General features: G+C 60.5%; 26 protein-coding genes. 14 read left to right on the top strand and 12 right to left on the bottom strand.

Annotated features, from left to right (window positions below; genetic code table 11):
* Positions 1–2: 2 nt before the first annotated feature.
* Genes AC4OVU_RS17120 through hypA form a run of 3 tightly spaced genes read right to left on the bottom strand, consistent with a single transcriptional unit; the run spans position 3 to position 1,483 of the window.
* Entirely contained in the window at positions 3–275 is a 273-nt protein-coding gene (locus tag AC4OVU_RS17120; RefSeq protein ID WP_047732514.1) for a HypC/HybG/HupF family hydrogenase formation chaperone, read from the bottom strand.
* A complete protein-coding gene (gene hypB, locus AC4OVU_RS17115) occupies positions 266–1,129 on the bottom strand; it encodes a hydrogenase nickel incorporation protein HypB (RefSeq protein WP_045328201.1) in 864 nt (287 codons plus the stop codon). Before hypB ends, AC4OVU_RS17120 begins: the two co-directional genes overlap by 10 nt.
* Positions 1,130–1,132: 3 nt before the next feature.
* Positions 1,133–1,483 (bottom strand): hydrogenase maturation nickel metallochaperone HypA, encoded by a 351-nt coding sequence (gene hypA, locus AC4OVU_RS17110; RefSeq protein ID WP_015571694.1) that lies wholly within the window; start codon positions 1,481–1,483, stop codon positions 1,133–1,135.
* Between the two features lie 210 nt (positions 1,484–1,693).
* Here hypA and hycA point away from each other — a divergent pair, with 210 nt between their 5' ends.
* The 9 genes from hycA (at position 1,694) to hycI (ending at position 9,475) form a co-directional block, all read left to right on the top strand.
* The gene (gene hycA / locus AC4OVU_RS17105) at positions 1,694–2,158 is read left to right on the top strand and encodes a formate hydrogenlyase regulator HycA (protein ID WP_017382804.1); all 465 of its coding nucleotides are present in this window, start codon (positions 1,694–1,696) and stop codon (positions 2,156–2,158) included.
* A gap of 73 nt (positions 2,159–2,231) precedes the next feature.
* Positions 2,232–2,840: a 4Fe-4S dicluster domain-containing protein gene (locus AC4OVU_RS17100; protein ID WP_017382803.1), complete on the top strand. Its 609-nt coding sequence runs from the start codon at positions 2,232–2,234 to the stop codon at positions 2,838–2,840.
* Complete coding sequence (gene hycC / locus AC4OVU_RS17095; RefSeq protein ID WP_110292582.1) at positions 2,837–4,651, top strand: formate hydrogenlyase subunit 3; 1,815 nt, start codon at positions 2,837–2,839, stop codon at positions 4,649–4,651. Before AC4OVU_RS17100 ends, hycC begins: the two co-directional genes overlap by 4 nt.
* A 1-nt stretch (position 4,652) precedes the next feature.
* Positions 4,653–5,576 carry a respiratory chain complex I subunit 1 family protein gene (locus tag AC4OVU_RS17090; protein ID WP_017382801.1) on the top strand — a complete coding sequence of 308 codons (924 nt, stop codon included), beginning with the start codon at positions 4,653–4,655 and terminating at the stop codon, positions 5,574–5,576.
* Positions 5,577–5,591: 15 nt separating this feature from the next.
* A complete protein-coding gene (gene hycE, locus AC4OVU_RS17085) occupies positions 5,592–7,301 on the top strand; it encodes a formate hydrogenlyase subunit HycE (protein ID WP_015571690.1) in 1,710 nt (569 codons plus the stop codon).
* Positions 7,302–7,310: 9 nt separating this feature from the next.
* The gene (locus AC4OVU_RS17080) at positions 7,311–7,853 is read left to right on the top strand and encodes a formate hydrogenlyase complex iron-sulfur subunit (protein ID WP_110292581.1); all 543 of its coding nucleotides are present in this window, start codon (positions 7,311–7,313) and stop codon (positions 7,851–7,853) included.
* On the top strand, positions 7,853–8,620 hold the full coding sequence (locus AC4OVU_RS17075) for an NADH-quinone oxidoreductase subunit B family protein (RefSeq protein WP_032669323.1): 768 nt from the start codon (positions 7,853–7,855) through the stop codon (positions 8,618–8,620). Before AC4OVU_RS17080 ends, AC4OVU_RS17075 begins: the two co-directional genes overlap by 1 nt.
* Positions 8,617–9,027, top strand: a complete 411-nt coding sequence (locus tag AC4OVU_RS17070) for a formate hydrogenlyase maturation HycH family protein (RefSeq protein ID WP_017382798.1) — start codon at positions 8,617–8,619, stop codon at positions 9,025–9,027. Before AC4OVU_RS17075 ends, AC4OVU_RS17070 begins: the two co-directional genes overlap by 4 nt.
* Positions 9,020–9,475 carry a hydrogenase maturation peptidase HycI gene (gene hycI / locus AC4OVU_RS17065; protein WP_017382797.1) on the top strand — a complete coding sequence of 152 codons (456 nt, stop codon included), beginning with the start codon at positions 9,020–9,022 and terminating at the stop codon, positions 9,473–9,475. Before AC4OVU_RS17070 ends, hycI begins: the two co-directional genes overlap by 8 nt.
* An 88-nt stretch (positions 9,476–9,563) precedes the next feature.
* Here hycI and AC4OVU_RS17060 read toward each other — a convergent pair whose 3' ends face one another.
* A complete protein-coding gene (locus AC4OVU_RS17060) occupies positions 9,564–10,988 on the bottom strand; it encodes a 6-phospho-beta-glucosidase (protein WP_110293105.1) in 1,425 nt (474 codons plus the stop codon).
* Between the two features lie 18 nt (positions 10,989–11,006).
* Entirely contained in the window at positions 11,007–12,458 is a 1,452-nt protein-coding gene (gene ascF, locus AC4OVU_RS17055) for a PTS cellobiose/arbutin/salicin transporter subunit IIBC (protein ID WP_017382795.1), read from the bottom strand.
* 189 nt (positions 12,459–12,647) lie between these two features.
* On the opposite strand from ascF, the gene AC4OVU_RS17050 reads away from it, so the two are divergent.
* From AC4OVU_RS17050 to AC4OVU_RS17035, 4 genes are all read left to right on the top strand, one after another.
* Entirely contained in the window at positions 12,648–13,685 is a 1,038-nt protein-coding gene (locus AC4OVU_RS17050; RefSeq protein WP_322934345.1) for a LacI family DNA-binding transcriptional regulator, read from the top strand.
* Between the two features lie 133 nt (positions 13,686–13,818).
* Positions 13,819–14,364: an electron transport protein HydN gene (gene hydN / locus AC4OVU_RS17045; protein WP_017382793.1), complete on the top strand. Its 546-nt coding sequence runs from the start codon at positions 13,819–13,821 to the stop codon at positions 14,362–14,364.
* A 6-nt stretch (positions 14,365–14,370) separates the two neighbouring features.
* The gene (gene hypF / locus AC4OVU_RS17040) at positions 14,371–16,587 is read left to right on the top strand and encodes a carbamoyltransferase HypF (RefSeq protein WP_110293106.1); all 2,217 of its coding nucleotides are present in this window, start codon (positions 14,371–14,373) and stop codon (positions 16,585–16,587) included.
* 1 nt (position 16,588) lies between these two features.
* Complete coding sequence (locus tag AC4OVU_RS17035; protein WP_033487574.1) at positions 16,589–17,611, top strand: HoxN/HupN/NixA family nickel/cobalt transporter; 1,023 nt, start codon at positions 16,589–16,591, stop codon at positions 17,609–17,611.
* A 126-nt stretch (positions 17,612–17,737) separates the two neighbouring features.
* On the opposite strand, the gene norW is transcribed toward AC4OVU_RS17035, so the two are convergent.
* Complete coding sequence (gene norW / locus AC4OVU_RS17030; RefSeq protein ID WP_062938583.1) at positions 17,738–18,871, bottom strand: NADH:flavorubredoxin reductase NorW; 1,134 nt, start codon at positions 18,869–18,871, stop codon at positions 17,738–17,740.
* Positions 18,868–20,316, bottom strand: a complete 1,449-nt coding sequence (norV, locus tag AC4OVU_RS17025; RefSeq protein WP_015571679.1) for an anaerobic nitric oxide reductase flavorubredoxin — start codon at positions 20,314–20,316, stop codon at positions 18,868–18,870. The genes norW and norV overlap by 4 nt, the downstream gene beginning before the upstream one ends.
* A gap of 187 nt (positions 20,317–20,503) precedes the next feature.
* Here norV and norR point away from each other — a divergent pair, with 187 nt between their 5' ends.
* A complete protein-coding gene (norR, locus tag AC4OVU_RS17020; protein WP_017382788.1) occupies positions 20,504–22,018 on the top strand; it encodes a nitric oxide reductase transcriptional regulator NorR in 1,515 nt (504 codons plus the stop codon).
* On the opposite strand, the gene gutQ is transcribed toward norR, so the two are convergent.
* From gutQ to srlB, 5 genes are all read right to left on the bottom strand, one after another.
* Positions 22,015–22,980: an arabinose-5-phosphate isomerase GutQ gene (gene gutQ, locus AC4OVU_RS17015; protein WP_015571677.1), complete on the bottom strand. Its 966-nt coding sequence runs from the start codon at positions 22,978–22,980 to the stop codon at positions 22,015–22,017. The two genes, norR and gutQ, sit on opposite strands and share 4 nt — an antisense overlap.
* The gene (gene srlR / locus AC4OVU_RS17010; RefSeq protein WP_015571676.1) at positions 22,973–23,746 is read right to left on the bottom strand and encodes a glucitol operon DNA-binding transcriptional repressor SrlR; all 774 of its coding nucleotides are present in this window, start codon (positions 23,744–23,746) and stop codon (positions 22,973–22,975) included. The genes gutQ and srlR overlap by 8 nt, the downstream gene beginning before the upstream one ends.
* Positions 23,747–23,809: 63 nt before the next feature.
* Positions 23,810–24,169: a transcriptional regulator GutM gene (gutM, locus tag AC4OVU_RS17005; protein WP_015571675.1), complete on the bottom strand. Its 360-nt coding sequence runs from the start codon at positions 24,167–24,169 to the stop codon at positions 23,810–23,812.
* Between the two features lie 84 nt (positions 24,170–24,253).
* On the bottom strand, positions 24,254–25,033 hold the full coding sequence (srlD, locus tag AC4OVU_RS17000) for a sorbitol-6-phosphate dehydrogenase (RefSeq protein ID WP_017382786.1): 780 nt from the start codon (positions 25,031–25,033) through the stop codon (positions 24,254–24,256).
* A gap of 14 nt (positions 25,034–25,047) precedes the next feature.
* Positions 25,048–25,410 (bottom strand): PTS glucitol/sorbitol transporter subunit IIA, encoded by a 363-nt coding sequence (gene srlB, locus AC4OVU_RS16995; protein ID WP_017692786.1) that lies wholly within the window; start codon positions 25,408–25,410, stop codon positions 25,048–25,050.
* Between the last annotated feature and the right edge of the window lie 11 nt (positions 25,411–25,421).

Below are 25,421 nucleotides of genomic sequence, written 5' to 3'. Positions count from 1 at the left end.
TGTTAACGTTCCTCCCCATACAACAGGGCGCCCACGTCCGGCTCGACATCGAACATATTCTGTAGCGCGTCCAGCGTGTCGCGGGCTTCTTCCTCATTAATCACGCTCATGGCAAAACCCACGTGGACCAGCACCCACTGGCCGAGACGCGTTGCGCCGGTCTCATCGTGGCTGCCTACCAGCGTCAGGTCGACATCGCGCAGGATGCCGCAGACTTCCACTTTGGCCTGATTGCCGTCGATGGAATAAATTTGTCCGGGGACGCCTATGCACATCGTTCGTTCTCCAGCCAGTTCAGCCAGGCATCCATCCCGTCGCCGCGCGTGGCGGAAACCAGCAGGATCTCAATGTCCGGGTTCACTTCCCGTGCGTAAGCCAGGCACTTATCCACGTCGAAATTCAGGTACGGCAGCAGGTCGACCTTGTTCAGCAGCATGAGGGAGGCGGCGGCAAACATATGCGGATATTTCAGCGGCTTGTCTTCCCCTTCGGTCACGGAGAGCACCGCCACTTTATGCCGCTCGCCGAGGTCGAAGCTTGCCGGGCAGACCAGGTTGCCGACGTTTTCAATAAACAGGATACCGTTATCCGCCAGCGACAGGCGCGGGGCGGCGTCGGCAATCATCTGCGCGTCCAGGTGGCACCCTTTCCCGGTGTTGACCTGAATCGCAGGCGTACCGGTTTCGCGGATGCGCGCGGCGTCGTTTACCGTTTGCTGGTCGCCTTCGATCACGGCGCAGGAGACGCGTTTATTCAGCCGTTTGAGGGTTTCGGTCAGCAGCGTGGTTTTACCGGAGCCGGGGCTGGAGACCAGGTTCAGCACCAGCTGTTCGCGCGCGGCAAAGCGGGCGCGATTGCGGGCGGCGAGCTGGTTATTTTTGTCCAGCACGTTGATCTCCACCTCCAGCATCTGGCGCTGGCTGATGCCCGGCGCGTGCGTACCCGCTTCGCCGTGGCCGTAATGGAGGTCGCCCGCGTCGGAACGCTGCGGGGCAAAGGTGATGCCGGTCAGGGCCGCCGCGGGACGCGGGGCAGGAGAAAAGGGCGCGGAGCGAAACGCGGAGTGGGGACGGTGTTCATCCCCTTCTATATACAGGTTGCCTTCAGCGCAACCGCAGGTACTACACATACATTACTCCTTCTCGATTTCGAGGCGTTGGATCTGCATACCGTCATCCGCCACGATGCGCAGCCCGCTGCTCTGGCACTGCGGACAGCGCTGTACCTTCGATGACAGCAGCGTGACGTACTGCTGACACTGCTCGCACCAGCACTCCGCCTGCTGCTCGTCGATATGCAGCTCGCACCCTTCCGCCAGCGTGCCGCGGCACACCAGCTCAAAACAGAAGGTGAGGGCGCTGGTCTCGACGCAGGAAAACGCCCCGACCTTCAGCCAGACGCCGGTGACGCGTTTCGCGTGGTTTTGCACTGCCTGCTGTTCGATAAGTTCCAGTGCCCGCTGGCAGAGGGTGATTTCGTGCATGACGCCTCCTTAATGAATTGCCCCTTCAATGCAATAACGGTGCCAGCTTGATTTGCGTTACGGCGTGACGATGTCAACGCTGTCGAAATGACACGTCGACACCGCGGCGGTGACAGTGCGCATCTCTTTAAAATCCATTTAAATCAACAAATTAAAAACTGGCACGAAATCTGCCTAACAGCCGCTAACTCCATTAACCGGATACCTTTTATGACTATTTGGGAAATTAGCGAAAAAGCGGATTACATCGCACAACGTCATCAGCAGCTCCAGGAGCAATGGCACCTGTACTGCAATTCACTGATCCAGGGGATCACGCTGTCGAAGGCCCATCTGCATCACGCCATGAGCTGTGCGGCGCAGGGGGATATGCGTTTTGTCCTGTTCGGCCACTTTACGATTTACGTCACCCTGGCGGAGACCTTCAACAGCCACACGATTGAGTACTACGTCGAGACGAAAGAGGGAGACAGGCACTGCATCGCCCGGGCGCAGCTGATGGCGGACGGCATGGTGGACGGTCACGTCAGCAACCGCGATCGCCAGCAGGTGCTGGAGCACTATCTGGAGAAAATCGCGCCGGTTTACAACGGCCTCTACGCCGCCGTTGAGCATGACAGGCCAGTCAACCTGAAACAGCTGATCGACGGAAAATCCTCCGCGAACGTGGCCTGAAAAACGAGTGTCGAGAAGTGTCGATAAGACAGTTTTTTTTCGTCAAAAATGACCATCACCAGAGGATGACCCGGTGAACCGTTTTGTAATTGCTGACTCGACGGTCTGTATTGGCTGTCGGACCTGTGAGGCGGCGTGCTCGGAAACGCACCGCCTGCACGGGCTACAGTCCATGCCGCGCCTGCGCGTCATGCGTAATGAGAAAGAGTCTGCCCCGCAGCTCTGTCACCACTGTGAAGACGCCCCGTGCGCGGGCGTCTGTCCTGTCAATGCCATCACCCGCGTTGACGGCGCGGTACAGCTGAACGAAAGCCTGTGCGTGAGCTGCAAGCTGTGCGGCATCGCCTGTCCGTTCGGCGCCATTGAGTTTTCCGGCAGCCGTCCGCTGCATATTCCGGCGAATGCTAATACTGCGAAAGCGCCGCCTGCGCCACCGGCTCCGGCACGCGTGAGTACGCTGCTGGACTGGGTGCCGGGCATTCGCGCCGTTGCGGTGAAGTGCGATCTGTGCAGCTTCGATGAGCAGGGTCCGGCCTGCGTGCGGACCTGCCCGACCCGGGCGCTGGTCCTGGTCAACATCCGCGACATCGCTCGCACCAGCAAACGCAAGCGCGAGCTGACCATCAATACCGACGTCGGCGATCTTTCGCTGCTGCGGGCGCTTAACGAGGGGGCGAAATGAACGCGATAGTTATGATGACCAGCGGTGTGGCCTGGTTTGCCGCCGCCGCTGTCCTGGCGCTGCTTCTCTCCTTCCATAAAACGCTGAGCGGCGCGATCGCCGGTATCGGCGGGGCGGTCGGCAGCCTGATGACGCTGGCGGCGGGCGGGGTTGTCCTGATCGACGGCCAGTCTGTTGACACCCTCATCCCGCTGATTCACCACGCCGTTGAGCTTACGCCGCTGAACGCCATCTGGCTGATAACCTTTGGCCTGTGCGGGCTGTTTATCAGCCTGTTTAATGTCGACTGGCACCGACATCAGCACACCAAAGCCAACGGCCTGCTGGTTAACCTGTTGATGGCCGCCGCGGTCTGTACCGTTATCGCCAGCAACCTCGGCGCGCTGGTGGTGATGGCAGAAATCATGGCCCTGTGCGGCGTGTTCCTGACCGGATGCAGCGCCTCCGGCAAGCTGTGGTTTGCGCTCGGACGTCTCGGTACGCTGCTGCTGGCGCTGGCCTGCTGGCTGGTGTGGCAGCGTTTCGGCACGCTGGATTTTGCCGTGCTTAACGGCCAGCCGCTGGGCAACGACGTCTGGCTGTTGGGCGTAGTCGGTTTTGGCCTGCTGGCCGGGATAATCCCGCTGCACGGCTGGGTGCCGCAGGCGCATGCCAATGCCTCAGCCCCGGCCGCTGCGCTGTTCTCCACCGTGGTGATGAAGGTCGGTCTGTTCGGCATCCTGATGATAACCCTGTCGGGCGGTCAGCCGCCGCTGTGGTGGGGCGTGGCGCTGCTGATTGCGGGGATGATCACCGCGTTCGTCGGTGGCCTCTACGCGCTGATGGAGCACAACATCCAGCGTCTGCTGGCGTACCACACCCTGGAGAACATCGGGATTATCCTGCTCGGCATGGGCGCGGGCGTCACCGGGCTGGCGCTCAACCAGCCGACACTAATTGCCGCCGGGTTTATTGGCGGTCTGTATCACCTCATCAACCACAGCCTGTTTAAAAGCACCCTGTTCCTCGGCGCGGGTAGCGTCTGGTTCCGCACAGGGCACCGCGATATTGAAAAGCTCGGTGGGATTGGCAAAAAAATGCCCGTCATTTCGCTGGCGATGCTGGTCGGGCTGATGGCGATGGCTGCGCTGCCGCCGCTGAACGGCTTTGCCGGCGAGTGGGTGATTTATCAGTCCTTCTTCGCCCTCGGCCAGAGCGAGGCGTTTATCGGGCGTTTACTCGGCCCGCTGCTGGCGGTGGGCCTGGCGATCACCGGCGCGCTGGCGGTGATGTGTATGGCGAAGGTTTACGGCGTCACCTTCCTGGGCGCGCCGCGTACGCGTGAGGCTGAGAACGCCTGCTGCGCCCCGGTACTGATGGCCACCAGCGTGGTCGCGCTGGCGCTGTGCTGCATCGCGGGTGGGGTTGCCGCGCCGTGGCTGCTGCCGCTGCTGGGCCACGCCATTCCGCTGCCGCTGGTCACGGCGCATACCGTCGTTTCCCAGCCGATGATGGCGCTGCTGCTGATTGCCGCGCCGCTCCTGCCGTTCGTGCTGATGCTGTTCTTCAGACGCGACCGTCTCGCCTCCCGCTCGCGCGGCGCGGCGTGGGCCTGCGGCTACGAACACGAGCAGTCGATGGTCATCACCGCCCACGGTTTCGCCATGCCGGTGAAGGAGAACTTTGCCGCCGTGCTGAAGCTGCGCCACTGGCTGAACCCGGTGGGCTGGGTGCCGGGCTGGCAGGGTGCCGCCGTGCCCGTGCTGTTCCGCCGCCTGGCGCTGATCGAGCTGGCGGTGCTGGTGGTGATTGTCATTTCACGAGGAGCCTGACATGAGTCTGTTACTGGCAATTCTTCAGGCGCTGGTGCTGTTCGCCGCCGCGCCGCTGCTGTCGGGCATCACGCGCGTGGCGCGCGCCCGGCTGCACAACCGTCGCGGGCCTGGCGTGCTCCAGGAGTACCGCGATCTCTTCAAACTGCTTTCCCGTCAGAGCGTCGCGCCGGACGCCGCAGGCTGGGTGTTCCGCCTGACGCCGTTTGTGATGGTGGGCGTGATGCTGACCATCGCCACCGCGCTGCCGGTGGTGACGGTGGGCTCGCCGCTGCCGGTGCTGGGCGATCTGATTACGCTGATCTACCTCTTCGCCATCGCGCGTTTCTTCTTTGCGATTGCGGGTCTGGATACCGGCAGCCCGTTTACGGGTATCGGCGCCAGCCGCGAGGCGATGCTCGGCGTGCTGGTTGAGCCAATTCTGCTGCTGGGGCTGTGGGTCGCCGCGCAGGTTGCAGGCTCGACCCACATCAGTTTCATCACCGACACCGTTTACCACTGGCCGGTTTCACGTTCTCTCCCGCTGGTGCTGGCGCTCTGCGCCTGCGCGTTCGCCACCTTTATCGAGATGGGCAAGTTGCCGTTCGATCTCGCGGAAGCGGAGCAGGAATTACAGGAGGGGCCGCTCACCGAATACAGCGGCTACGGCTTTGCGGTGCTGAAGTGGGGCATCAGCCTCAAGCAGCTGGTGGTGTTGCAGATGTTCGTCGGCGTTTTCTTCCCGTGGGGGCAGATGACGCACTTCTCTGCGGGCGGCCTGCTGCTGGCCGTGGTGGTGGCTGTGCTCAAGCTGCTTATCGGCGTGCTGGTGATTGCCCTGTTTGAAAACAGCATGGCGCGCCTGCGTTTTGTTGAAACGTCACGCATCACCTGGGCCGGTTTTGGTTTTGCATTTTTAGCGTTCGTCTCCTTGCTGGTGGCGTGATTAAAGAGAGTGTTTATGTCTGAAGAAAAGAAAGGTCAGCAGTATCTCGCCGCATTGCATCAGGCTTTCCCGGGCGTGGTGCTGGAGGAGTCCTGGCAAACCAAAGACCAGATCACCGTCACCATTAAGGTGAACTATCTGCCGGAAGTGGTGGAGTTTCTCTACTACCAGCAGGGCGGCTGGCTGTCAGTGCTGTTCGGCAACGACGAGCGTCAGCTGTGTGGCAACTATGCGGTGTACTACGTGATGTCGATGGAGCAGGGGGAGAAGTGCTGGCTCACCGTGCGCGTAGAGGTCGATCCGGCTAAACCGGAATACCCCTCCGTCACGCCGCGCGTGCCTGCCGCCGTCTGGGGCGAGCGCGAAGTGCGTGACATGTATGGTCTGGTGCCGGTTGGCCTGCCTGACGAGCGTCGCCTGGTGCTGCCGGACGACTGGCCGGATGAACTCTATCCGCTGCGCAAGGACAGCATGGACTACCGCCAGCGCCCGGCCCCGACCACCGACAGCGAAACCTACGAGTTCATCAACGAGCTGGGCAGCAAGAAGAATAACGTGGTGCCGATTGGCCCGCTGCACGTTACCTCCGACGAACCGGGCCACTTCCGCCTGTTCGTCGACGGCGAGAACATTATCGACGCCGACTACCGCCTGTTCTACGTCCACCGCGGCATGGAGAAGCTGGCGGAGACCCGCATGGGCTACAACGAAGTCACGTTCCTCTCTGACCGCGTATGCGGCATCTGCGGCTTTGCCCACAGCACCGCCTACACCACCTCTGTGGAAAACGGCATGGGGATCGTGGTGCCGGAACGCGCGCAGATGATCCGCGCCATTCTGCTGGAGGTGGAGCGCCTGCACTCGCACCTGCTCAACCTCGGCCTGGCCTGCCACTTCGTCGGCTTTGACTCCGGGTTTATGCAGTTCTTCCGCGTGCGCGAGGCGTCGATGAAGATGGCGGAGATCCTTACCGGGGCGCGTAAAACCTACGGCCTGAACCTGATCGGCGGGATCCGCCGCGACCTGCTGAAAGACGACATGATCCAGACCCGCCAGCTGGCGCAGCAGATGCGGCGGGACGTGCAGGAGCTGGTGGACATGCTGCTCAGCACGCCAAACATTGAGCAGCGCACCGTCGGGATTGGTCGTCTTGACCCGGAAATCGCCCGCGACTTCAGTAACGTTGGTCCGATGGTGCGCGCCAGCGGCCACGCCCGCGATACCCGCGCCGATCACCCGTTCGTCGGCTACGGCCTGCTGCCGATGACCGTGCACAGCGAACAGGGCTGCGACGTCATCTCCCGCCTGAAGGTGCGCATCAACGAGGTATTCACCGCGCTGAACATGATCGACTACGGCCTCGATAACCTGCCGGGCGGCCCGCTGATGGTGGAAGGCTTCACCTACATTCCAAACCGCTTTGCCCTCGGCTTTGCCGAAGCGCCGCGCGGGGACGACATCCACTGGAGCATGACCGGCGACAACCAGAAGCTCTACCGCTGGCGTTGCCGCGCGGCCACCTACGCCAACTGGCCAACCCTGCGCTACATGCTGCGCGGCAACACGGTTTCCGATGCGCCGCTGATCATCGGCAGCCTCGACCCGTGCTACTCCTGCACCGACCGCATGACCGTCGTGGACGTGCGCAAGAAGAAAAGCCAGGTGGTGCCGTACAAAGAGCTTGAGCGCTACAGCATTGAGCGTAAAAACTCGCCGCTGAAATAAGGACTCGCCATGTTTACCTTTATCAAAAAAGTGATCAAAACCGGCACGCAGACCAGCAGCTATCCGCTGGAGCCGATGCCGGTGGATAAAAACTTTCGCGGCAAGCCGGAGCACAATCCGCAGCAGTGCATCGGCTGCGCGGCCTGCGTCAACGCCTGCCCGTCGAATGCCTTAACGGTGGAAACGGACCTGAAAACCGGCGAGCTGGCCTGGCAGTTTAACCTCGGGCGCTGCATCTTCTGCGGCCGCTGCGAGGAGGTCTGCCCGACGGTGGCCATTCGCCTGTCTCAGGAGTACGAGCTGGCGGTGTGGAAAAAAGAGGACTTCCTCCAGCAGTCGCGCTTTGCGCTGTGCAACTGCCGCGTCTGCAAGCGTCCGTTCGCCGTGCAAAAAGAGATCGACTACGCCATCGCGCTGCTGAAGCACAACGGCGACGTCCGCGCGGAGCATCACCGCGAAAGCTTCGAAACCTGCCCGGAGTGCAAGCGTCAGAAGTGCCTGCTGCCGTCCGACCGTATTGATATCACCCGCCATATGAGAGAGGCCAGCTGATGGAAAACTTACTCGGCCCGCGCGACGCTAACGGCATTCCGGTGCCGATGACGGTGGACGAATCCATCGCCAGCATGAAGGCGTCGCTGCTGAAAAAAATCAAACGCTCGGCCTACGTCTACCGCGTGGACTGCGGCGGCTGCAACGGCTGCGAGATTGAGATCTTCGCCACGCTGTCACCGCTGTTTGACGCCGAGCGCTTCGGCATCAAAGTGGTGCCGTCTCCGCGCCATGCGGACATTCTGCTGTTTACCGGGGCCGTCACCCGCGCCATGCGATCCCCCGCGCTGCGCGCCTGGCAGTCCGCGCCGGACCCGAAAATCTGCATCTCGTACGGTGCCTGCGGCAACAGCGGCGGCATCTTCCACGACCTGTACTGCGTCTGGGGCGGCACCGACAAAATCGTACCGGTGGACGTCTACATTCCGGGCTGCCCGCCGACGCCCGCCGCGACGCTGTACGGTTTTGCCATGGCGCTCGGCCTGCTGGAGCAGAAAATCCACGCCCGCGAGCCGGGCGAGCTGGACAACCAGCCAGCCACTATCCTGCACCCGGATATGGTGCAGCCGCTGCGGGTGAAGATCGACCGCACGGCGCGCAGGCTGGCGGGCTACCGCTATGGCCGCCAGATTGCCGACGATTATCTGCGCCTGCTGAGCCAGGGCGACCATCAGGTGGCGCGCTGGCTGGAGGCGGAAAACGATCCGCGACTCAATGAGATCGTGGCGAACCTGAACAGCATCGTGGATGAGGCGCGTATCCGATGAGTGAAACGGTGGTGTTCAGCCAGCTGAGCCGTAAGTTTATTGATGAGAACGATGCCACGCCGGCTGCGGCGCAGCAGGTGGTCTATTACAGCCTGGCGATTGGGCATCACCTCGGGGTGATCGACTGCCTGGAGGCGGCGCTGAGCTGCCCGTGGGCCGATTACCTGGCGTGGATCGCCACGCTGGAGGAGGGCAGCACGGCGCGGCGCAAAATGGAAGGCGTGCCGAAGTACGGCGAGATCGTGATCGACGCCAACCACATTGCGATGCTCGCCAACGCCTTTGACGAGGCGCTGAGCAGGCAAACCCCCGAGCAGCAGGCGTGGAGCAAAACGCTGCTTAGCATGCTGCACGATATTCATCAGGAGAGCGCCATCTACCTGATGGTGAGGAGATTACGTGACTGACGTTTTACTGTGTGTCGGCAACAGCATGATGGGCGACGACGGCGCGGGTCCGCTGCTGGCGGAACTGTGCGCCGCAAACCCGCCGGGCAGCTGGGTGGTGATTGACGGCGGCAGCGCGCCGGAAAACGACGTGGTGGCCATTCGCGAGCTGCGCCCGGACAGGCTGTTAATCGTTGATGCCACCGATATGGGGCTCAACCCCGGTGAGATCCGCCTGATTGACCCGGACGACATCGCCGAAATGTTTATGATGACGACGCACAATATGCCGCTGAACTACCTGGTCGATCAGATTAAAGACGACGTGGGTGAGGTGCTGTTTCTGGGGATTCAGCCGGACATTGTCGGGTTCTATTACCCGATGACGCAGCCGGTGAAAGAGGCGGTGGACGTGGTCTATTCACGGCTTGCCGGGTGGGTTGGGGATGGGGGATTTTCTCAGCTCTGAGCAGTGCCGGGTGGCGGCTTCGCCTTACCCGGCCTACCAAACCCATCCCCCTCTCCCTGTGGGAGAGGGCTGGGGTGAGGGCAACAGGCTACTCCAGATCCCCCCCGTTACTCGCAATCACCTTCTTATACCACCAGAATGATTTCTTGCGCTTGCGGTCCAGCGTGCCGTTCCCCGCGTCGTCGCGGTCAACGTAGACAAACCCGTAGCGCTTGCTCATCTCACCCGTTGAGGCTGACACCAGGTCAATACAGCCCCAGGTGGTGTAGCCCAGCAGCGGTACGCCGTCCTCAATCGCGTCGCCCATTGCGCGGATATGCTCGCGCAGGTAGCTGATGCGGTAGTCGTCGTTGATCTCGCCGTTTTCATCAATGACGTCCTTCGCTCCAAGGCCGTTTTCCACCAGGAACAGCGGCTTCTGGTAGCGGTCGTACATCATGTTCATGGTGATGCGCAGGCCGAGCGGGTCAATGCCCCAGCCCCATTCGCTCACCTGAATGTGCGGGTTGCGCAGGGACTTCACGATGTTCGCCGCGCTGGTGTTGCCCGCGTTCATGTCCGCCGACGCACAGCGCGAGGCGTAATAGCTGAAAGAGACAAAGTCGACGGTGTTCTTCAGCAACTCGTCGTCGGCAGGGTCTTTAACAATCACTACCCCTTTTTCGCGGAACACGCGGGCAGAGTAGGCCGGATAGCTGCCGCGCGCCTGCACGTCGATAAAGAACAGGTTCTCGCGGTCTTTTTCCAGCGCCATCCACACGTCTTCCGGCTTGCAGGACCAGGGGTAAAAATTGCCGCCCGCCAGCATACAACCGACCTGGTTTTCCGGGTTCACCTCGTGGGCAATTTTGGTCGCCAGCGCGCTCGCCACCAGCTCGTGGTGTGCGGCCTGGTATTTCACCTGATCTTCGTTTTCACCTTCTTCAAATACCAGCCCCGCGCCGGAGAACGGGCTGTGCAGCATGATGTTGATTTCGTTGAAGGTCAGCCAGTATTTCACCAGCCCGTTAAACGCCTCGAAGCAGGTGCGGGCGTAGCGGGCGAAGAAATCCACCATCTTACGGTTGCGCCAGGAGCCGTACTCCGTCACCAGGTGCATCGGCACGTCGAAGTGGCAGAGCGTCACCAGCGGCTCGATGTTGTACTTTTTACACTCCTCGAACACCGCGCGGTAGAAGGCAATGCCTTCCTGATTCGGCAGCGGTTCGTCGCCGTTCGGGTAGAGGCGGCTCCAGGCAATCGAGGTGCGGAACACCGTAAAGCCCATCTCCGCCATCAGGGCGATGTCTTCTTTGTAGCGATGGTAAAAATCAATCGCCTCGTGGCTCGGGTAGAATTCGTCGTCCCGCAACGAAAACCGTTTTTCCTTGCCGACTTTTACCGCCAGACGGTTTGCGCCGTGGGGGATCATGTCGACCGTCGTCAGTCCTTTGCCGCCTTCACGGTAAGCCCCTTCACTCTGGTTGGCGGCAAGCGCGCCGCCCCATAAAAATCCTTGTGGAAAAACAGACATTCTTACCTCGCTTTCAGTTTATGCTTCTGCTGCTTTGTTCTGTACCGGTGCGGTTTGCAGGGCGCGTGCTTTTTCGGCTTCGTCTTCTACCGGGATATCCTCAAACCCTAACAGCAGGGTTAGCACGAACGACAGCACTACCGCCAGACCCATCACGCCAAACACCCAGACGATGGTCATCGGGTTGGCCGGGTCGAAGAACTGCACGCTGGTAAACAGCCCCGGCGCCGCCATCGAATGGCTGGCAAGGCCTGCCATGCCTGCCACCGCGCCGCAGATAAAGCCGCTGATCAGGCTCGCAATCAGCGGACGCTTCAGGCGTACCGCTACGCCGTACAGGGCCGGTTCAGAGATCCCCGCCATGATGGCGGAGGCCGCCGCGGCCAGCGCCGTCTGGCGCAGCTCCGGATTTTTGGTTTTCCACGCCACCGCCAGCGACGAACCGCCGAGCGACAGGTTGGCGCCGATTTCCGACGGCATCACCATCCCTTCTTTGCCCGTTTCGGCAATGGTCTGGATGATGGTCGGCGTAAACACGCGGTGCATCCCGGTCATCACCAGCAGCGGCCACAGCGCGCCCATAATGGCAACGGAGAGCCAGCCCAGATAGCCGTGAATGGTGTAGACCAGCGCGGAGATGGCGCTGCCGATCCAGATCCCGAGCGGGCCAATCAGTACGATGGCGAGCGGGGCGGCAATCAGCACGATCAGCATCGGCTTAAGGAAGTTTTTGGTCACCGCCGGGGTAATGCGATCCACCCAGCGTTCGATATAGGACAGGCACCAGGTCATCACCAGCGCCGGGATAACGGTGTAGGTGTATTTCACCGCCGTCACCGGAATGAAGGCGAACTCAACGTGCTCACCCTGCGCGGCCTTAGCCATCAGCTCGATAAAGCTCGGGTGAACCAGCACGCCCGCGATGGCAATCGCCAGCGACATGTTGGTTTTGAACTTCACCGCCGCGGACGCCGCCACCATCAGCGGCAGGAAGAAGAACGCGCCATCGCCGATAACGGTCAGGATCGTCAGCGTCGGGTCGCCTTTGCCCAGCACGCCGGTCATCTCAAGGATCATCGCCAGCAGCTTGACCATCGACCCGCCGATGATCGCCGGGATCAGCGGAGACATGGTGCCGATCAGCGCGTCGAGGATCCCGGCGCCAATCCGGCGCAGCGTGAGCTTCTGTGGACCTTCCGCTACGGCAGGTTGCAGGTTAGCGGGCAGCAGGCTCACCACTTCACGGTATGCCTGGGACACGGTGTTGCCGATGATCACCTGACACTGGTTGTCGTTGCGCACCACGCCGAGCACGCCGCTGATGCTTTTCAGGCGTGCGGCGTCGGTGAGGCTTTCGTCTTTCAGGACGAAGCGCAGTCGCGTCATACAGTGGGTGACGGCGACGATGTTCTCTTTGCCGCCCAGCGCGCTAACGACGTCGGTCGCCAGCGCAGCGTAATTTTTTGCCATCGGATGTGATCCTGTTATCGTTGTGAGAAGTGTAGGAAACCGGTTTCACACAATCATCATGAGTTTCTTTTAATGAAACAAGACCACTTTTTATGCATTTTTTCGTTTCGTGATGACGATCACTCGTGGCCGTAAAAAGCGTGATAACGCCGCTGCGACAATTTTTCTGCGGTGCAGTACACTGCGCCCATCAGGTTCAGACGGAATAATAATATGACCACGATGCTGGAAGTGGCGAAGCGGGCAGGCGTATCAAAAGCGACGGTCTCCCGGGTACTGTCGGGGAACGGTTACGTCAGCCAGGAGACGAAAGACCGCGTGTTTCAGGCCATCGAAGAGAGCGGGTATCGCCCCAATCTGCTGGCGCGAAACCTGGCGACCAAACGCACCCAGACCCTGGGGCTGGTGGTGACGAACACCCTGTACCATGGGGTCTACTTTAGCGAGCTGCTGTTTAACGCCGCGCGGATGACGGAAGAGAAGGGGCGTCAGCTGATCCTGGCGGACGGCAAGCACAGCGCCGAAGAGGAGCGCGAGGCGATCCAGTACCTGCTCGACATGCGCTGCGACGCGGTAATCATCTATCCGCGTTTTCTGAGCGTGGAAGCGCTGGACGAGATCATTGAGAAATGCGAGCAGCCGATCATGGTGCTCAACCGCCGTTTGCGGAAAAACAGCAGTCACAGCGTCTGGTCCGATCATAAAGCGTCGTGTCAGGACGCAGTATCGCAGCTGATCGCGAAAGGCCACCGGGAGATTGCGTTTATCACCGGTTCGCTGGATTCCCCCACCGGGGTGGAGCGTCTTTCCGGCTACAAGGACGCGCTGGCGCAGCACGGGATTGCAGTTCGCGACGCGCTGATCGCCGAAGGGAAGTGGAACCCGGCCAGCGGCGCGGCGGCGGTCTCTCAGTTGCTCACCCGCGGCGAAACGTTTACCGCGCTGGTGGCGAGTAACGACGACATGGCGATTGGCGCCATCAGGCAGCTGCACGAGAGCGGCGTCGCCACGCCGGGCGCAGTGTCCGTCATCGGCTTTGACGATGTGGCAATCGCGCCCTATATCGTGCCGTCCCTCTCCAGCGTGCGTATTCCAGTAACGGAGATGATTCAGGAGACCATCAGCCGTATGATTTTCATGCTCGACGGCGGTGAGTTTAAGCCTCAGCAAACCTTCTCCGGCGAGCTTATCCTGCGCGACTCCGTCATTGACGGCCCGCATCGCTGACGTCGACATCTGTCATCGTCACTAATGACGATGACAGATCCTTCTCTTTTAAATTTCCCTAAAAAATCAATGCATTAAATATTGGCACGGTTTATGAATAGCTTCGCGCATAACAGTTATGCCGGAGAAGCAGATGAACCGTTTTATTATGGCCGATGCCAGCAAATGCATTGGTTGCCGTACCTGTGAAGTGGCGTGCGTGGTGTCCCATCAGGCAGAGCAGGATTGCGCCTCTCTCACCCCTGATACCTTCCTGCCGCGCATCCACGTCATTAAAGGCGTGAATATTTCTACCGCCGCTATCTGTCGCCAGTGCGAAGATGCGCCGTGCGCCAACGTCTGTCCGAACGGGGCGATTAAGCGCGAGAAAGGCTTCGTGCATGTGATGCAGGAGCGCTGCATCGGGTGCAAAACCTGTGTGGTGGCGTGTCCGTATGGCGCGATGGAGGTGGTGGTTCGCCCGGTGGTGCGCAACAGCGGTATCGGGCTGAGCGTACGCGCGGAGAAAGCCGAAGCCAATAAATGTGACCTCTGCTACCACCGCGATGCCGGTCCGGCGTGTATGGAAGCCTGTCCGACGCATGCGCTGGTCTGCGTCGATCGCGACAAGCTCGAACAGATGAGTGCCGAAAAACGCCGCCGCGCGGCGTTCGACACCTCGTCATCGCTGCTGTTTTAAATTGCGATGCGCGTTAACGGCGTACAGCTTCGGGTGCGCGGCAAGGTGCAGGGGGTAGGATTTCGTCCCTTCGTCTGGCAGCTTGCGCACCAGCTGGGGCTGGCAGGCGACGTCTGCAACGACGGAGAGGGTGTCCTGGTGCGTCTCGCGGGCAGTGGGGGTGACTTTACCGCGAGACTGCGCCAGGACTGCCCACCGCTGGCGCGCATCGATCGCATTGAAACGCAGCCGTTCAGCTGGACGACGCTGCCGGACGAGTTTGTCATCCGCCACAGCGAGAGCGGGGCGATGGACACGCAAATCGTCCCGGATGCCGCCACCTGTCCCGCATGCCTGGCGGAGATGCGCGATCCCCGCGAACGTCGCTACCGCTACCCGTTTATCAACTGCACCCACTGCGGGCCGCGGTTTACCATTATCCGCGCCATGCCCTATGACCGCCCGGCCACGTCAATGGCGCCATTCCCGCTCTGTGTGCCCTGTGAAACGGAGTACCTCAACCCGGCTGACCGGCGTTTTCACGCCCAGCCGGTGGCCTGCCCGGATTGCGGACCGCAGCTGGAGTGGCGAGCCGGGGAGGCTGCTGCCACCCGCGAATCGGCGTTAAGCGCGGCGGTGGCGATGCTGGAAGGCGGCGGGATTGTGGCGGTCAAAGGGCTGGGCGGTTTTCACCTGGTCTGCGACGCGCTTAACCCGCAGGCGGTTCGGAAATTACGGGCACGCAAGCAGCGCCCGACCAGGCCGCTGGCGGTGATGATCCCGCATGCGGACGATCTGCCGGAGGCCATCCAGACGCTGTTACGTTCACCCGTTGCGCCGATTGTGCTGACGCCAAAAGCCTGCCTTCCTGCGTTTCCTGAGGAGATTGCGCCGGGGCTGGATACGGTCGGCGTGATGCTGCCTGCGAACCCGCTCCAGCATTTGCTGATGCTGGACTGCCAGCGCCCGCTGGTGATGACCTCCGGCAACCTCAGCGGCCATCCACCCGCCATAAGCAACCAGCAGGCGCTGGAAGAACTCAGTGACATCGCTGACGGCTTCCTGCTGCACAACCGCGACATCCTGCAACGGATGGATGATTCAGTGATGGACCAGGAGGGCACGATGCTGCGTCGCGCACGCGGTTTTGTGCCGGATGCCATCACATTGCCCGCCGGATTCCGCGACATCCCGCCCATGTTATGCACCGGCGCGGAGATGAAAAACACCTTCAGCCTGGTGCGTGGCAACCAGGCGGTGCTGAGCCAGCATTTTGGCGATCTGAGCGACGAGGGGGTAGAGGTGCAGTGGCGCAGTGCGCTCTCGACGATGCAGGACATCTACGCCTTTCAGCCTGAGCGCGTGGTGTGCGATGCCCATCCGGGTTATCACGCACGACTGTGGGCCCGGGCGCAGGCGCTGCCCGTTGAGACCGTGCTGCATCATCATGCGCATGCGGCAGCGTGTCTGGCGGAGAATGGCTGGCCGCTCGACGGCGGGGATGTTATTGCCCTGACCCTGGACGGGATCGGCATGGGCGAGAACGGCGCGCTGTGGGGCGGCGAGTGCCTGCGGGTGAACTATCGCGACTGCGAACGGCTGGGCGGTCTGCCAGCCGTTGCGCTGCCGGGGGGCGATCTGGCGGCAAAACAGCCGTGGCGCAATTTGCTCGCCCACTGTCTGGCGTTCGTACCTGACTGGCAGCAGTACCCGGAAACTGAGGTGGTACAGCGTCAAAACTGGCCGCTGCTGGCAACGGCTGTGTCGCGCGGTATCAATGCGCCGCGGGCCTCCTCCTGTGGTCGTCTGTTCGACGCTGTGGCCTGTGCGTTGGGTATTGAAACGCAACGCTATGAGGGCGAAGCCGCGTGCCGGCTGGAGGCGCTGGCCGAACGCTGCGCAGGGGTTGATCATCCGGTGACGCTCCAGACGGATAACCTTGCGCTGTTCTGGCAACAGTGGCTTACCTGGCGGGCGGAGCCCGGCGAGCGCGCCTGGGCTTTTCACGATGCGCTGGCAAAAGGGCTGAGCGTACTGGCGGCAACGCATGCCCGCCGACGGTCGCTCACGACGGTGTGTTTCAGCGGAGGCGTCCTTCACAACCGCCTGCTGCGCGCGCGCCTTCGTCATTACCTTTCTGATTTCACGCTTCTTTTTCCTTCGCGCCTGCCCGCAGGCGACGGAGCGATCTCCTTCGGGCAGGCGGTGGTTGCTGCCGCCCGATCATGTTCACAAGGGATTTAAAATGTTACGACTTTTACGCAATGAACCTCGTGCAGCGTGCCTGCTGCTGGCTCTCGGGATGGCTAACCTGCTGGCCTGGGGGCTGGCGTGGCACACCTTTAGCGGCAGTACGGCGCTGATGGCCGCCAGCCTGCTGGCCTGGTGTTACGGACTGCGTCATGCGGTGGATGCCGACCATATCGCCGCGATTGATACCGTGACGCGTAAAATGATGCAGCAGGGCAAGCGCCCGTCCGGCGTGGGCGCATGGTTTTCCCTCGGACACTCCACCATCGTGGTGCTGGCCTCCATTGCTATCGCCGCTACCGCCACGGCGTTTCAGAAAAACATGGCATGGTTCCACGAAACCGGCAGCCTGATTGGCACCGCCGTCTCCGCCACCTTCCTGCTGGCGATGGCGCTGGTGAATATGGTGATCCTGCGCGGCGTCTGGCGCAGTTTTCAGGCGCTGAAACACGGCAATCCCGTGCAGGGCGACATCACGCTGCCTGCACAGGGCGGCGTCATGAACTGGCTGTTCGGCAAAACCTTCCGCCTCGTCAATAAAAGCTGGCAGATGTACCTGGTCGGTTTCCTGTTCGGCCTGGGGTTCGACACCGCCACCGAAATCGGCGTGCTGGGGATCTCCGCCGCCAGCGCCTCCAGCGGGATGTCGGTGTGGTCGATCATGATCTTCCCGGCGCTCTTCGCCAGCGGCATGGCGCTGGTGGATACGCTCGATAACCTGCTGATGGTGGGTGCCTACGGCTGGGCGTTTAACAAGCCGCAGCGCAAGCTCTACTACAACATGACCATCACCGGCACTTCGGTGGTGGTGGCGCTGTTTATCGGCGGCCTGGAAGCGCTGGGTCTGCTGATGGACAAGTTCGCCCTCAGCGGCGGCGTGTGGGATCTGATTGGCGCGGTGAACGATAACCTGGGCGACGCCGGATTTGTGGTGGTCGGGCTGTTTGTCGCCTGCTGGCTGATCTCGATGGCGAACTATCGCTGGCGCGGTTATGACGCGCTGGTGGTGCGCTCCTGACGCTGAAAGTGTAGCGATAAAAAAAGCCCCGGGACATCGGGGCGGTGGACAACAAAATCCAAAGGTTAAGTAAGCGTGGCAGTACTGTAGGCCGGGTAAGCGGAGCGACACCCGGCATGACGAGGGTTAAGCTGGTAGCGATTTCAGCAGCGCGAAGGCCTCCTTCATTCTGTCTTCGCTGACGACAAAGGCGCGCATCTGACCGTCGGTATCGGTGCCGCGCGCCACCATGCCCTGAGGCGAAAGGACAATCTCCCAGTCCAGATCCTGACGCTGCGTTTCACCTGCGAGATGCAGCGGTAGTTCCGGCGTTTTTACCTTCACCAGCATGGCGGGTAATTTCACCGGGGCGTTGCCGCCGAGCAGGTTTTTCGCCAGGAACATGGCGCTTAACTGAATCGGTTGCAGGAACGGCAGCACCTGGCCGTTAATTTCCGCGCAGTCGCCCAGGGCATAAATGTCCGGCTGGGTGGTTTGCAGGTAGCTGTCCACCTTCACGCCGCGATTGATCTCTGCGCCCGCGCGGTGCGCCAGCGCGGTTTCCGGGCGCAACCCCGTCGCCGCAATAACCACATCCACTTCCACGCTGCGGTTGCGGTCGAGCGTCGCACAAATGCCGGTTTCGGTTTTGCTCAGGCTCTGTAACTGCGATTTCAGCAGCAGATGCACGCCCATGTCGGTCAGACGATGCTGTAAGCGACTGCTTACTTCTGCTGGCATCAGCGCTGACAGAATGCTGGCCGCGTGGTCAACCAGGGTGACGGATTTTCCCGCCCGGCAGAAGTCCATCGCCAGCTCGGTGCCAATCAGTCCGCCGCCGACAATCATCACCCGCATGGCGTCGCGTAACAGGGTCTCGCTGGCCTGATACTCCTGCTGGCTGTTGAGCGTGACCATCAGCTCGCGGCCCTCAACCGGCGGCACAAACGCCGATGCCCCCGTCGCCAGCACCAGCTTGTCGTACTGCCAGGTTTTATCTTTCGCGTTCACCACGTGGGCGTCGGCGTCGATATCGGTGACCCAGGTGTACGGAAACAGACGCAGGTTAAACTGTTCTGCGAACTCCCCCGCCGTCTGGCGGGTGAGATCGTCGGCGCGCTGATTCTGGCTAATGACGTGGCTTAAATCAGGCTTGTTGTACTCATCCATGCTGTCGGCGGCGATCACCGTCAACGGCACGTTAGCATCCTGTTTGCGGATATTTTTCACCAGCTGGCGGGCGGCAAAGCCCGAGCCGATAATGACGATGCCGTGGCTCATTTTGCCTCCGTTGCCAGTTCATCAAAGACGTCTTTCCCGAGGGAACATTCCGGGCAGAGGAAGTTGTCCGGCACCTCGCTCCACGGCGTACCCGGCGCGACATCCTGCAACGGCTCGCCCAGCTCAGGATCGTAAATCCACTGGCAGACGCTGCACTGCATGCAAGGGCCGAGGTCGGCAGCGGCAGGAGCGGCTTCTGCTACAGCTTTCGGCGTAACCGCCGCGGCGGGTGCGGTTTCCGGCAGCGGCGCAAGCGCCCACTGGCGGGCAATGTCGCGACCGTGCTGACGACAGATTTCCAGCGCGTCGAGATCCGGACGCCATTTCGCCTTCAGGCTCAGGGACATCTCAAAACCAGCATCCTGTAAACGGGTGGAGAGACGGTCTACCGCGCCGCCGCTCCAGCCGTGTGAACCAAAGGCGCTGGCGCGTTTGTTACGAAAGCGCAGGCCGGTCATCTCTTCCACCAGTCCGGCAATTTTCGGCATCATCACGTTATTCATGGTGGAGGTACCCACCAGCACGCCTTTGGAGCGGAAGACGTTGGTCAATACCTCATTCTTATCGCTGCGCGCCACGTTGAAGATTTTCACCGCCACGTTCGGGTCAACTTCGTTGATGCCCTGGGCAATGGCGTCCGCCATCATGCGGGTGTTGTTGGACATGGTGTCGTAGAAGATGGTGATGCGATCTTCCTGATAGTCCGCCGCCCACTTCAGGTACAGTTCGACAATCTGGGTTGGATTTTCACGCCATACCACGCCGTGGGAGGTGGCAATCATATCCACCGGCAGGTTGAAGCCGAGGATCTCGGTGATTTTTGGCGTGACCAGACGGCTGAACGGGGTCAGGATGTTGGCGTAGTAGCGCTGGCACTGTTCGAACAGCTCGGTCTGATCCACTTCGTCGTTGAACAGACGTTCGTCACAGTAGTGCTGGCCGAAGGCGTCGTTACTGAACAGCACCGCGTCACCGGTCATGTAGGTCATCATGCTGTCCGGCCAGTGCAGCATTGGGGTTTCCACGAAGATCAGCTGTTTGCCATTGCCGATATCCAGCGTGTCGCCGGTTTTCACGGTGTGGAAGTTCCACTCCGGATGGTGGTGGTGGCCGTTGATGGAGTCAATGGCGTTGGTGGTGCAGTAGATTGGGGTATCCGGAATGTGGGACATCAGCTCGGTCAGCGCCCCGGCATGATCCTCTTCCGCGTGGTTGATGATGATGTAGTCGATGTCGTTCAGATCGATTTCGCTGCGCAGGTTCTGCACGAACTCGCGGCTGAATTTGTGATCGACGGTATCGATCAGGACGTTTTTACCTTCACGAATGAGATAGCTGTTGTAGCTGCTGCCGCGCAGCGTTTTGTATTCCGTCCCGTGAAAATCACGTACTTCCCAGTCACGTTGACCCACCCAATGAATGTTATTTTTAACCAGAATAGACATAGCAACCTCAACTTAATACGGCGTTTTCAAATAAGATGACTGTCATATATCAAGTTGCGTGCCAACTTTTTAACTCATTGAAAATAATGTATTTATATTTTGATGCTCCCTAATGGGTAGTCATTTTGACTATCTTAAAAATTGTCAATATGACACTATGCATTGTCAAAATGACAGTGAGGCAGAGATGAGCTTTTCCGTAGATGTGCTGGCGAAGATCGCCATAGAACTGCAAACCGGTATTGGTCATCAGGACCGCTTTCAGCGGCTGATCTCCACGTTGCGCCACGTGCTGGATTGCGATGCGTCGGCGCTGCTGCGTTACGAAGGGCGGCAGTTTATTCCGCTGGCTATCGACGGTCTGGCGAAGGACGTACTCGGGCGGCGCTTTACCCTGGAGGGCCACCCGCGTCTGGAAACCATCGCCCGTGCGGGTGACGTGGTGCGTTTCCCGGCAGACAGCGATCTGCCCGATCCTTACGACGGCCTGATCCCCGGACAGGAGAGCCTGAAGGTGCACGCCTGTATCGGCCTGCCGCTGTTTGCCGGGCAGAACCTGATTGGCGCGTTAACCCTCGACGGCATGTCGCCTGATCAGTTCGATACCTTCAGCGATGAAGAGCTACGGCTGATTGCCGCGCTGGCGGCCGGGGCGCTGAACAACGCCCTGCTGATAGAACAGCTGGAGAGCCAGAATATTCTTCCGGGTAGCCCGACGGCGTTTGAGCAGGTGGCGCACACCGAAATGATCGGCCTTTCGCCGGGCATGGCGCAGCTCAAAAAAGAGATTGAGATTGTCGCCGCGTCTGATTTGAACGTGCTGATCTTCGGGGAGACCGGCACCGGTAAAGAGCTGGTGGCAAAAGCGATCCACGAAGCCTCGCCCCGTGCGGTGAATCCGCTGGTCTATCTCAACTGCGCGGCGTTGCCGGAAAGCGTGGCGGAAAGCGAGCTGTTCGGACACGTCAAAGGGGCCTTTACCGGGGCGATCAGCAACCGCAGCGGCAAGTTCGAAATGGCTGATAACGGCACGCTGTTCCTCGATGAAATTGGCGAACTCTCCCTTTCGCTTCAGGCCAAACTGCTGCGGGTGTTGCAGTATGGCGATATTCAACGCGTGGGAGACGATCGCAGCTTACGCGTGGATGTGCGCGTGCTGGCGGCGACGAACCGCGATCTGCGCGAAGAGGTGCTGGCGGGGAATTTCCGCGCCGATCTGTTCCACCGTCTGAGCGTGTTCCCGCTCACGGTGCCGCCGCTGCGCGAGCGGGGCGAGGATGTGGTTCTGCTGGCGGGCTTTTTCTGCGAACAGTGTCGGCTCAAAATGGGGCTTTCCCGCGTGGTGCTAAGTCCCGGCGCGAGGACGCACCTGCTGAGCTACGGCTGGCCGGGTAACGTGCGTGAACTGGAACATGCGATCCACCGCGCGGTGGTGCTGGCGCGGGCAACGCGTTCGGGGGATGAAGTGGTTATTCATGCGCGCCATTTCGCGCTGCATGAGGAAACGATGCCGCCCGTGAAGCCGGTGATACCTGAGAGCGTGAACGAAAACCTGCGCGAGGCGACGGATGCGTTCCAGCGTCAGATGATCGCCCGCGCGCTGGAGCAGAATAACCGCAGCTGGGCGGCGTGCGCGCGGGCGCTGGAGATGGACGTCGCCAACCTTCACAGGCTGGCGAAACGTCTGGGGCTGAAGGGTTAAATAATCCCCGCCTGGTAGAAGTCTTGCAGGTTGATCGCGCCGCACAGCCTGCCGTGCTCGTCCACCACCGGCGCGGCGGTGATTTTGCGCTTCATCAGCACCTCTTTGGCTTCAATCGCGCGGCTGTCGGCATTCAGCGTCAGCCCGCCCTGGGTCATTGCTTCGGATACCCGCGCCTCCAGCTTGCCGCCGCCCACCAGCCAGCGGCGCAGGTCGCCGTCGGTGAAGACGCCCTTCACCTGGCGGTCATTGTCGCATACCGCAACCAGCCCCAGCCCGGTGCGGCTCAGCTCCAGCATGGCGTCCATCACGCTGGTGTCGAGTTTGACCTGAGGAATGGCATCGTCCGTGCGCATCAGGTGGTGAACTTTGTTGAGCAGACGAGCCCCAAGCGCGCCCGCAGGATGGGAACGGGCGAAATCTTCCTCATTAAAACCGCGCGCCTGCATCACCGCCATCGCCAGGGCGTCACCCATCATCAGCGTGTTGACGGTGCTGGAGGTCGGTGCCAGGTGCATCGGACAGGCTTCGCGCTCAACGGAAATATCCAGCGTTGCTTTCGCGGCCAGCGCCAGCGGCGAACGGGATTTGCCGGTCATCGCTAACAGGGCCACCGATTTTTCTTGCAGGCGAGGGATGATGAGATCCAGCTCTTTGGCTGAACCGGAGTAGGAGATAAACAGCATCACGTCGCGGCTTTCGATCATCCCCAGATCGCCGTGCAGCGCTTCGGCAGGATGCACGAAGAACGCCGGGGTGCCGGTGCTGGCAAGCGTCGCGGCAATCTTCTTGCCGATATGACCGGATTTACCGATACCCGCCACGATCACTTTGCCCTCGCAGTGGATAATGGTGTTGGCTGCACGAACAAAATCCTCACCCAGACGTTCCGGCAGGCGGCTGGCTTCCTGTAGCTCCAGCAGCAGGGTCTGACGGCCTGCGTTTAACAGAAAATCACTCATTTTTCTCTCCGGTTACGATCACGTCGATGCCCTTCGCTTCCAGCGCTTTTTTAAATGCCGGATCGATACCTGCGTCGGTAATCAGCTTATCGACGCTTTCAAGGCTACAGACAATGTTGGGGCTTTTACGGCCAAATTTCGACGAGTCCGCCATCAAAATCACTTCCCGCGCGGCGTTGCACATCGCTTTGCTGACGCTGAACACCTCGTTGAAGGTGGTCACGCCCGCGTTGAGGTCGATGCCGTCCGTGCCCATAAACAGCTTATCGAAGCTGAAGTGGTCGAAGGCATTCTCCGCCAGCTGCCCGTGAAACGACGCGGATTTTTTACGGAAGGTGCCACCGGGCATCAGGATGGTCTGCTCGCTGTCGAACTCTGACAGGGCATTGACGATGTGCAGGCTGTTGGTCATCACGGTGATGTTATTAAAGCGGCTGAGCAGCGGGATCATCTGTAGGACGGTACTGCCTGCGTCGAGGATAATGGAATCGCCGTCCTGGATAAATTTGACGGCGGCTTCGGCAATCAGCGCTTTCTGGTGAGTATTGATCAGCGTTTTGTGGTCGATAGGCGGGTCGGCTTCGTCTTTATTGAGCACCACGCCGCCGTAGGTACGAATGACGGCGCCGGAGTTTTCGAGCAACACCAGGTCCTTGCGTATTGTCGTGCCGGTGGTGTCAAAGTAGTGGGCCAGATCCTCTACCGAGCACTTTCCCTGCTTTTGCAGATGCTCAAGTATGGCCGCCTGCCGCTGACGTGGTTTCATAGGCGCTTCGTTCCTTACGTTGCGAAATGATAATTCCGCAAGTTTATAACTTTCACAACGAAATTATCCATGTTTCAGATTAAGCGCTAATGATAGTGCATTCTGACAGAGTGAATCATGGGGGAAGATCACATCAGGTTGTAATTCATGCAGCGAAATGCCGTCGATCGCCTGGATTTTGGTCGGACGGGCAAACACCGTTACGCCGCGCATGATGAGGGAATCGCAAACCATATTGTTTTCATCCAGCGCAACAGCGACGACAACCCGCGGTTTAAAGCGTCCCCCGGAACGCCCGACGCCCACGCGTCCCTTCTGACACAGGGCATCAAAGGCGCGGTTAAACTGACGGATTTGCCAGCCGCCAAACGCCATCTGGCAAAGCCAGGCGAGGGCGGCGACGGTGATGAGTGCAGTGACCATATCGGCTCCTTAACTGCCGGGTGCGTCTTACCCGGCCTACGGGGATTGTAACCCCGGTAAGCGCAGCGCCACCGGGGAATGAACTCAGAACATCACCTGCCCACCGGTAACGTTAATCGACTGCCCGGTGCAGTACGAGGCTTTCGGGCTGGCGTAAAACAGCAGCATGTTCAGCACGTCCTGATAATCGCACCCGCGCTTCAGCGGCACTTTGTCGATGTAGTACTGTTCGACGTCCTCTGCTTTGATGCCAAGTTTGGCGGCATACTGCGGCAGCAGGGACTGGAACATCGGGGATTTCAGCAGATTACCCAGCATCAGCGCGTGCACGGTTATGCCGTATTCGGCCAGATCCAGCGCCAGAGACTGCGTCAGCCCGACGCCGCCAAACTTCGCCGCGCTGTAGCCGGAGTTGTGCTTGCTGCCCACTTTCCCCGATTTTGAGTTGATCTGAATGATGCGACCCTGAATACCGTCGCGGATCATCAGACGGGAAAATTCGCGGGCGCAGAGGAAATAGCCCACCAGATTCACCTGCAACGAGCGATCAAAATCCCCCAGTTCGAAATCGCTGATAAAGGCCGCTTTCGCAATCCCCGCGCTGTAGACCAGCAGATCGGTGCGACCAAAAATCTCATCCACGCCGCGGGCCAGCGCCATCACGCTCTGCTCGCTGGTGGCGTCGGCGCCAAATCCATACGCCATCCCTTCGCCAAATTCGGTGTTGATGGCGTCCGCTACGCGGGCGGCTTTCTCACTCTGAATATCCACGACCGCCACGCGGTAGCCCTCTGCGGCAAGCCCATGGCAGAGGAACTCGCCTAAGGTTTGTCCCCCACCAATGACAACGGCAACCTGACTCATGTGTCTCTCCTTTATTACGAAATAAATTTTAACGTGCAGCCTGGGGTGACAGCCTGCGGAACCGGCCCCTCAACGTGAACCGTGCCGGGATACTCCGCCCGCGGCTGGCCGTCGAAACGCAAGGTGATGTGCCCCAGCTCGCGCAGGTTTTGCTCGGCGACGTCACCGACGGCGGTTACGGCATAGCGCGCCTTGCCCAGCTCCAGCTGGCCACCGGCCTTCAGCTCGCCGTTTAACTCGCCGTGGCAGTGGATAAAGCAAAACTCTTCGATATCTGCCGGGGCGCCTTCGCGGAAGGTGATCAGCATCTGGTCGCTCAGCGCATCGGCCGCGCTCTGGCCGATGCGGGTAATGGTGGTCTGGTAAATCACGGTCATGGCAGGAACCT

Source organism: Enterobacter sp. 6722112, from assembly GCF_058661685.1.
Note: the sequence above shows the minus strand (reverse complement) of the source record. Positions and strands in the feature narration are given on the sequence as shown.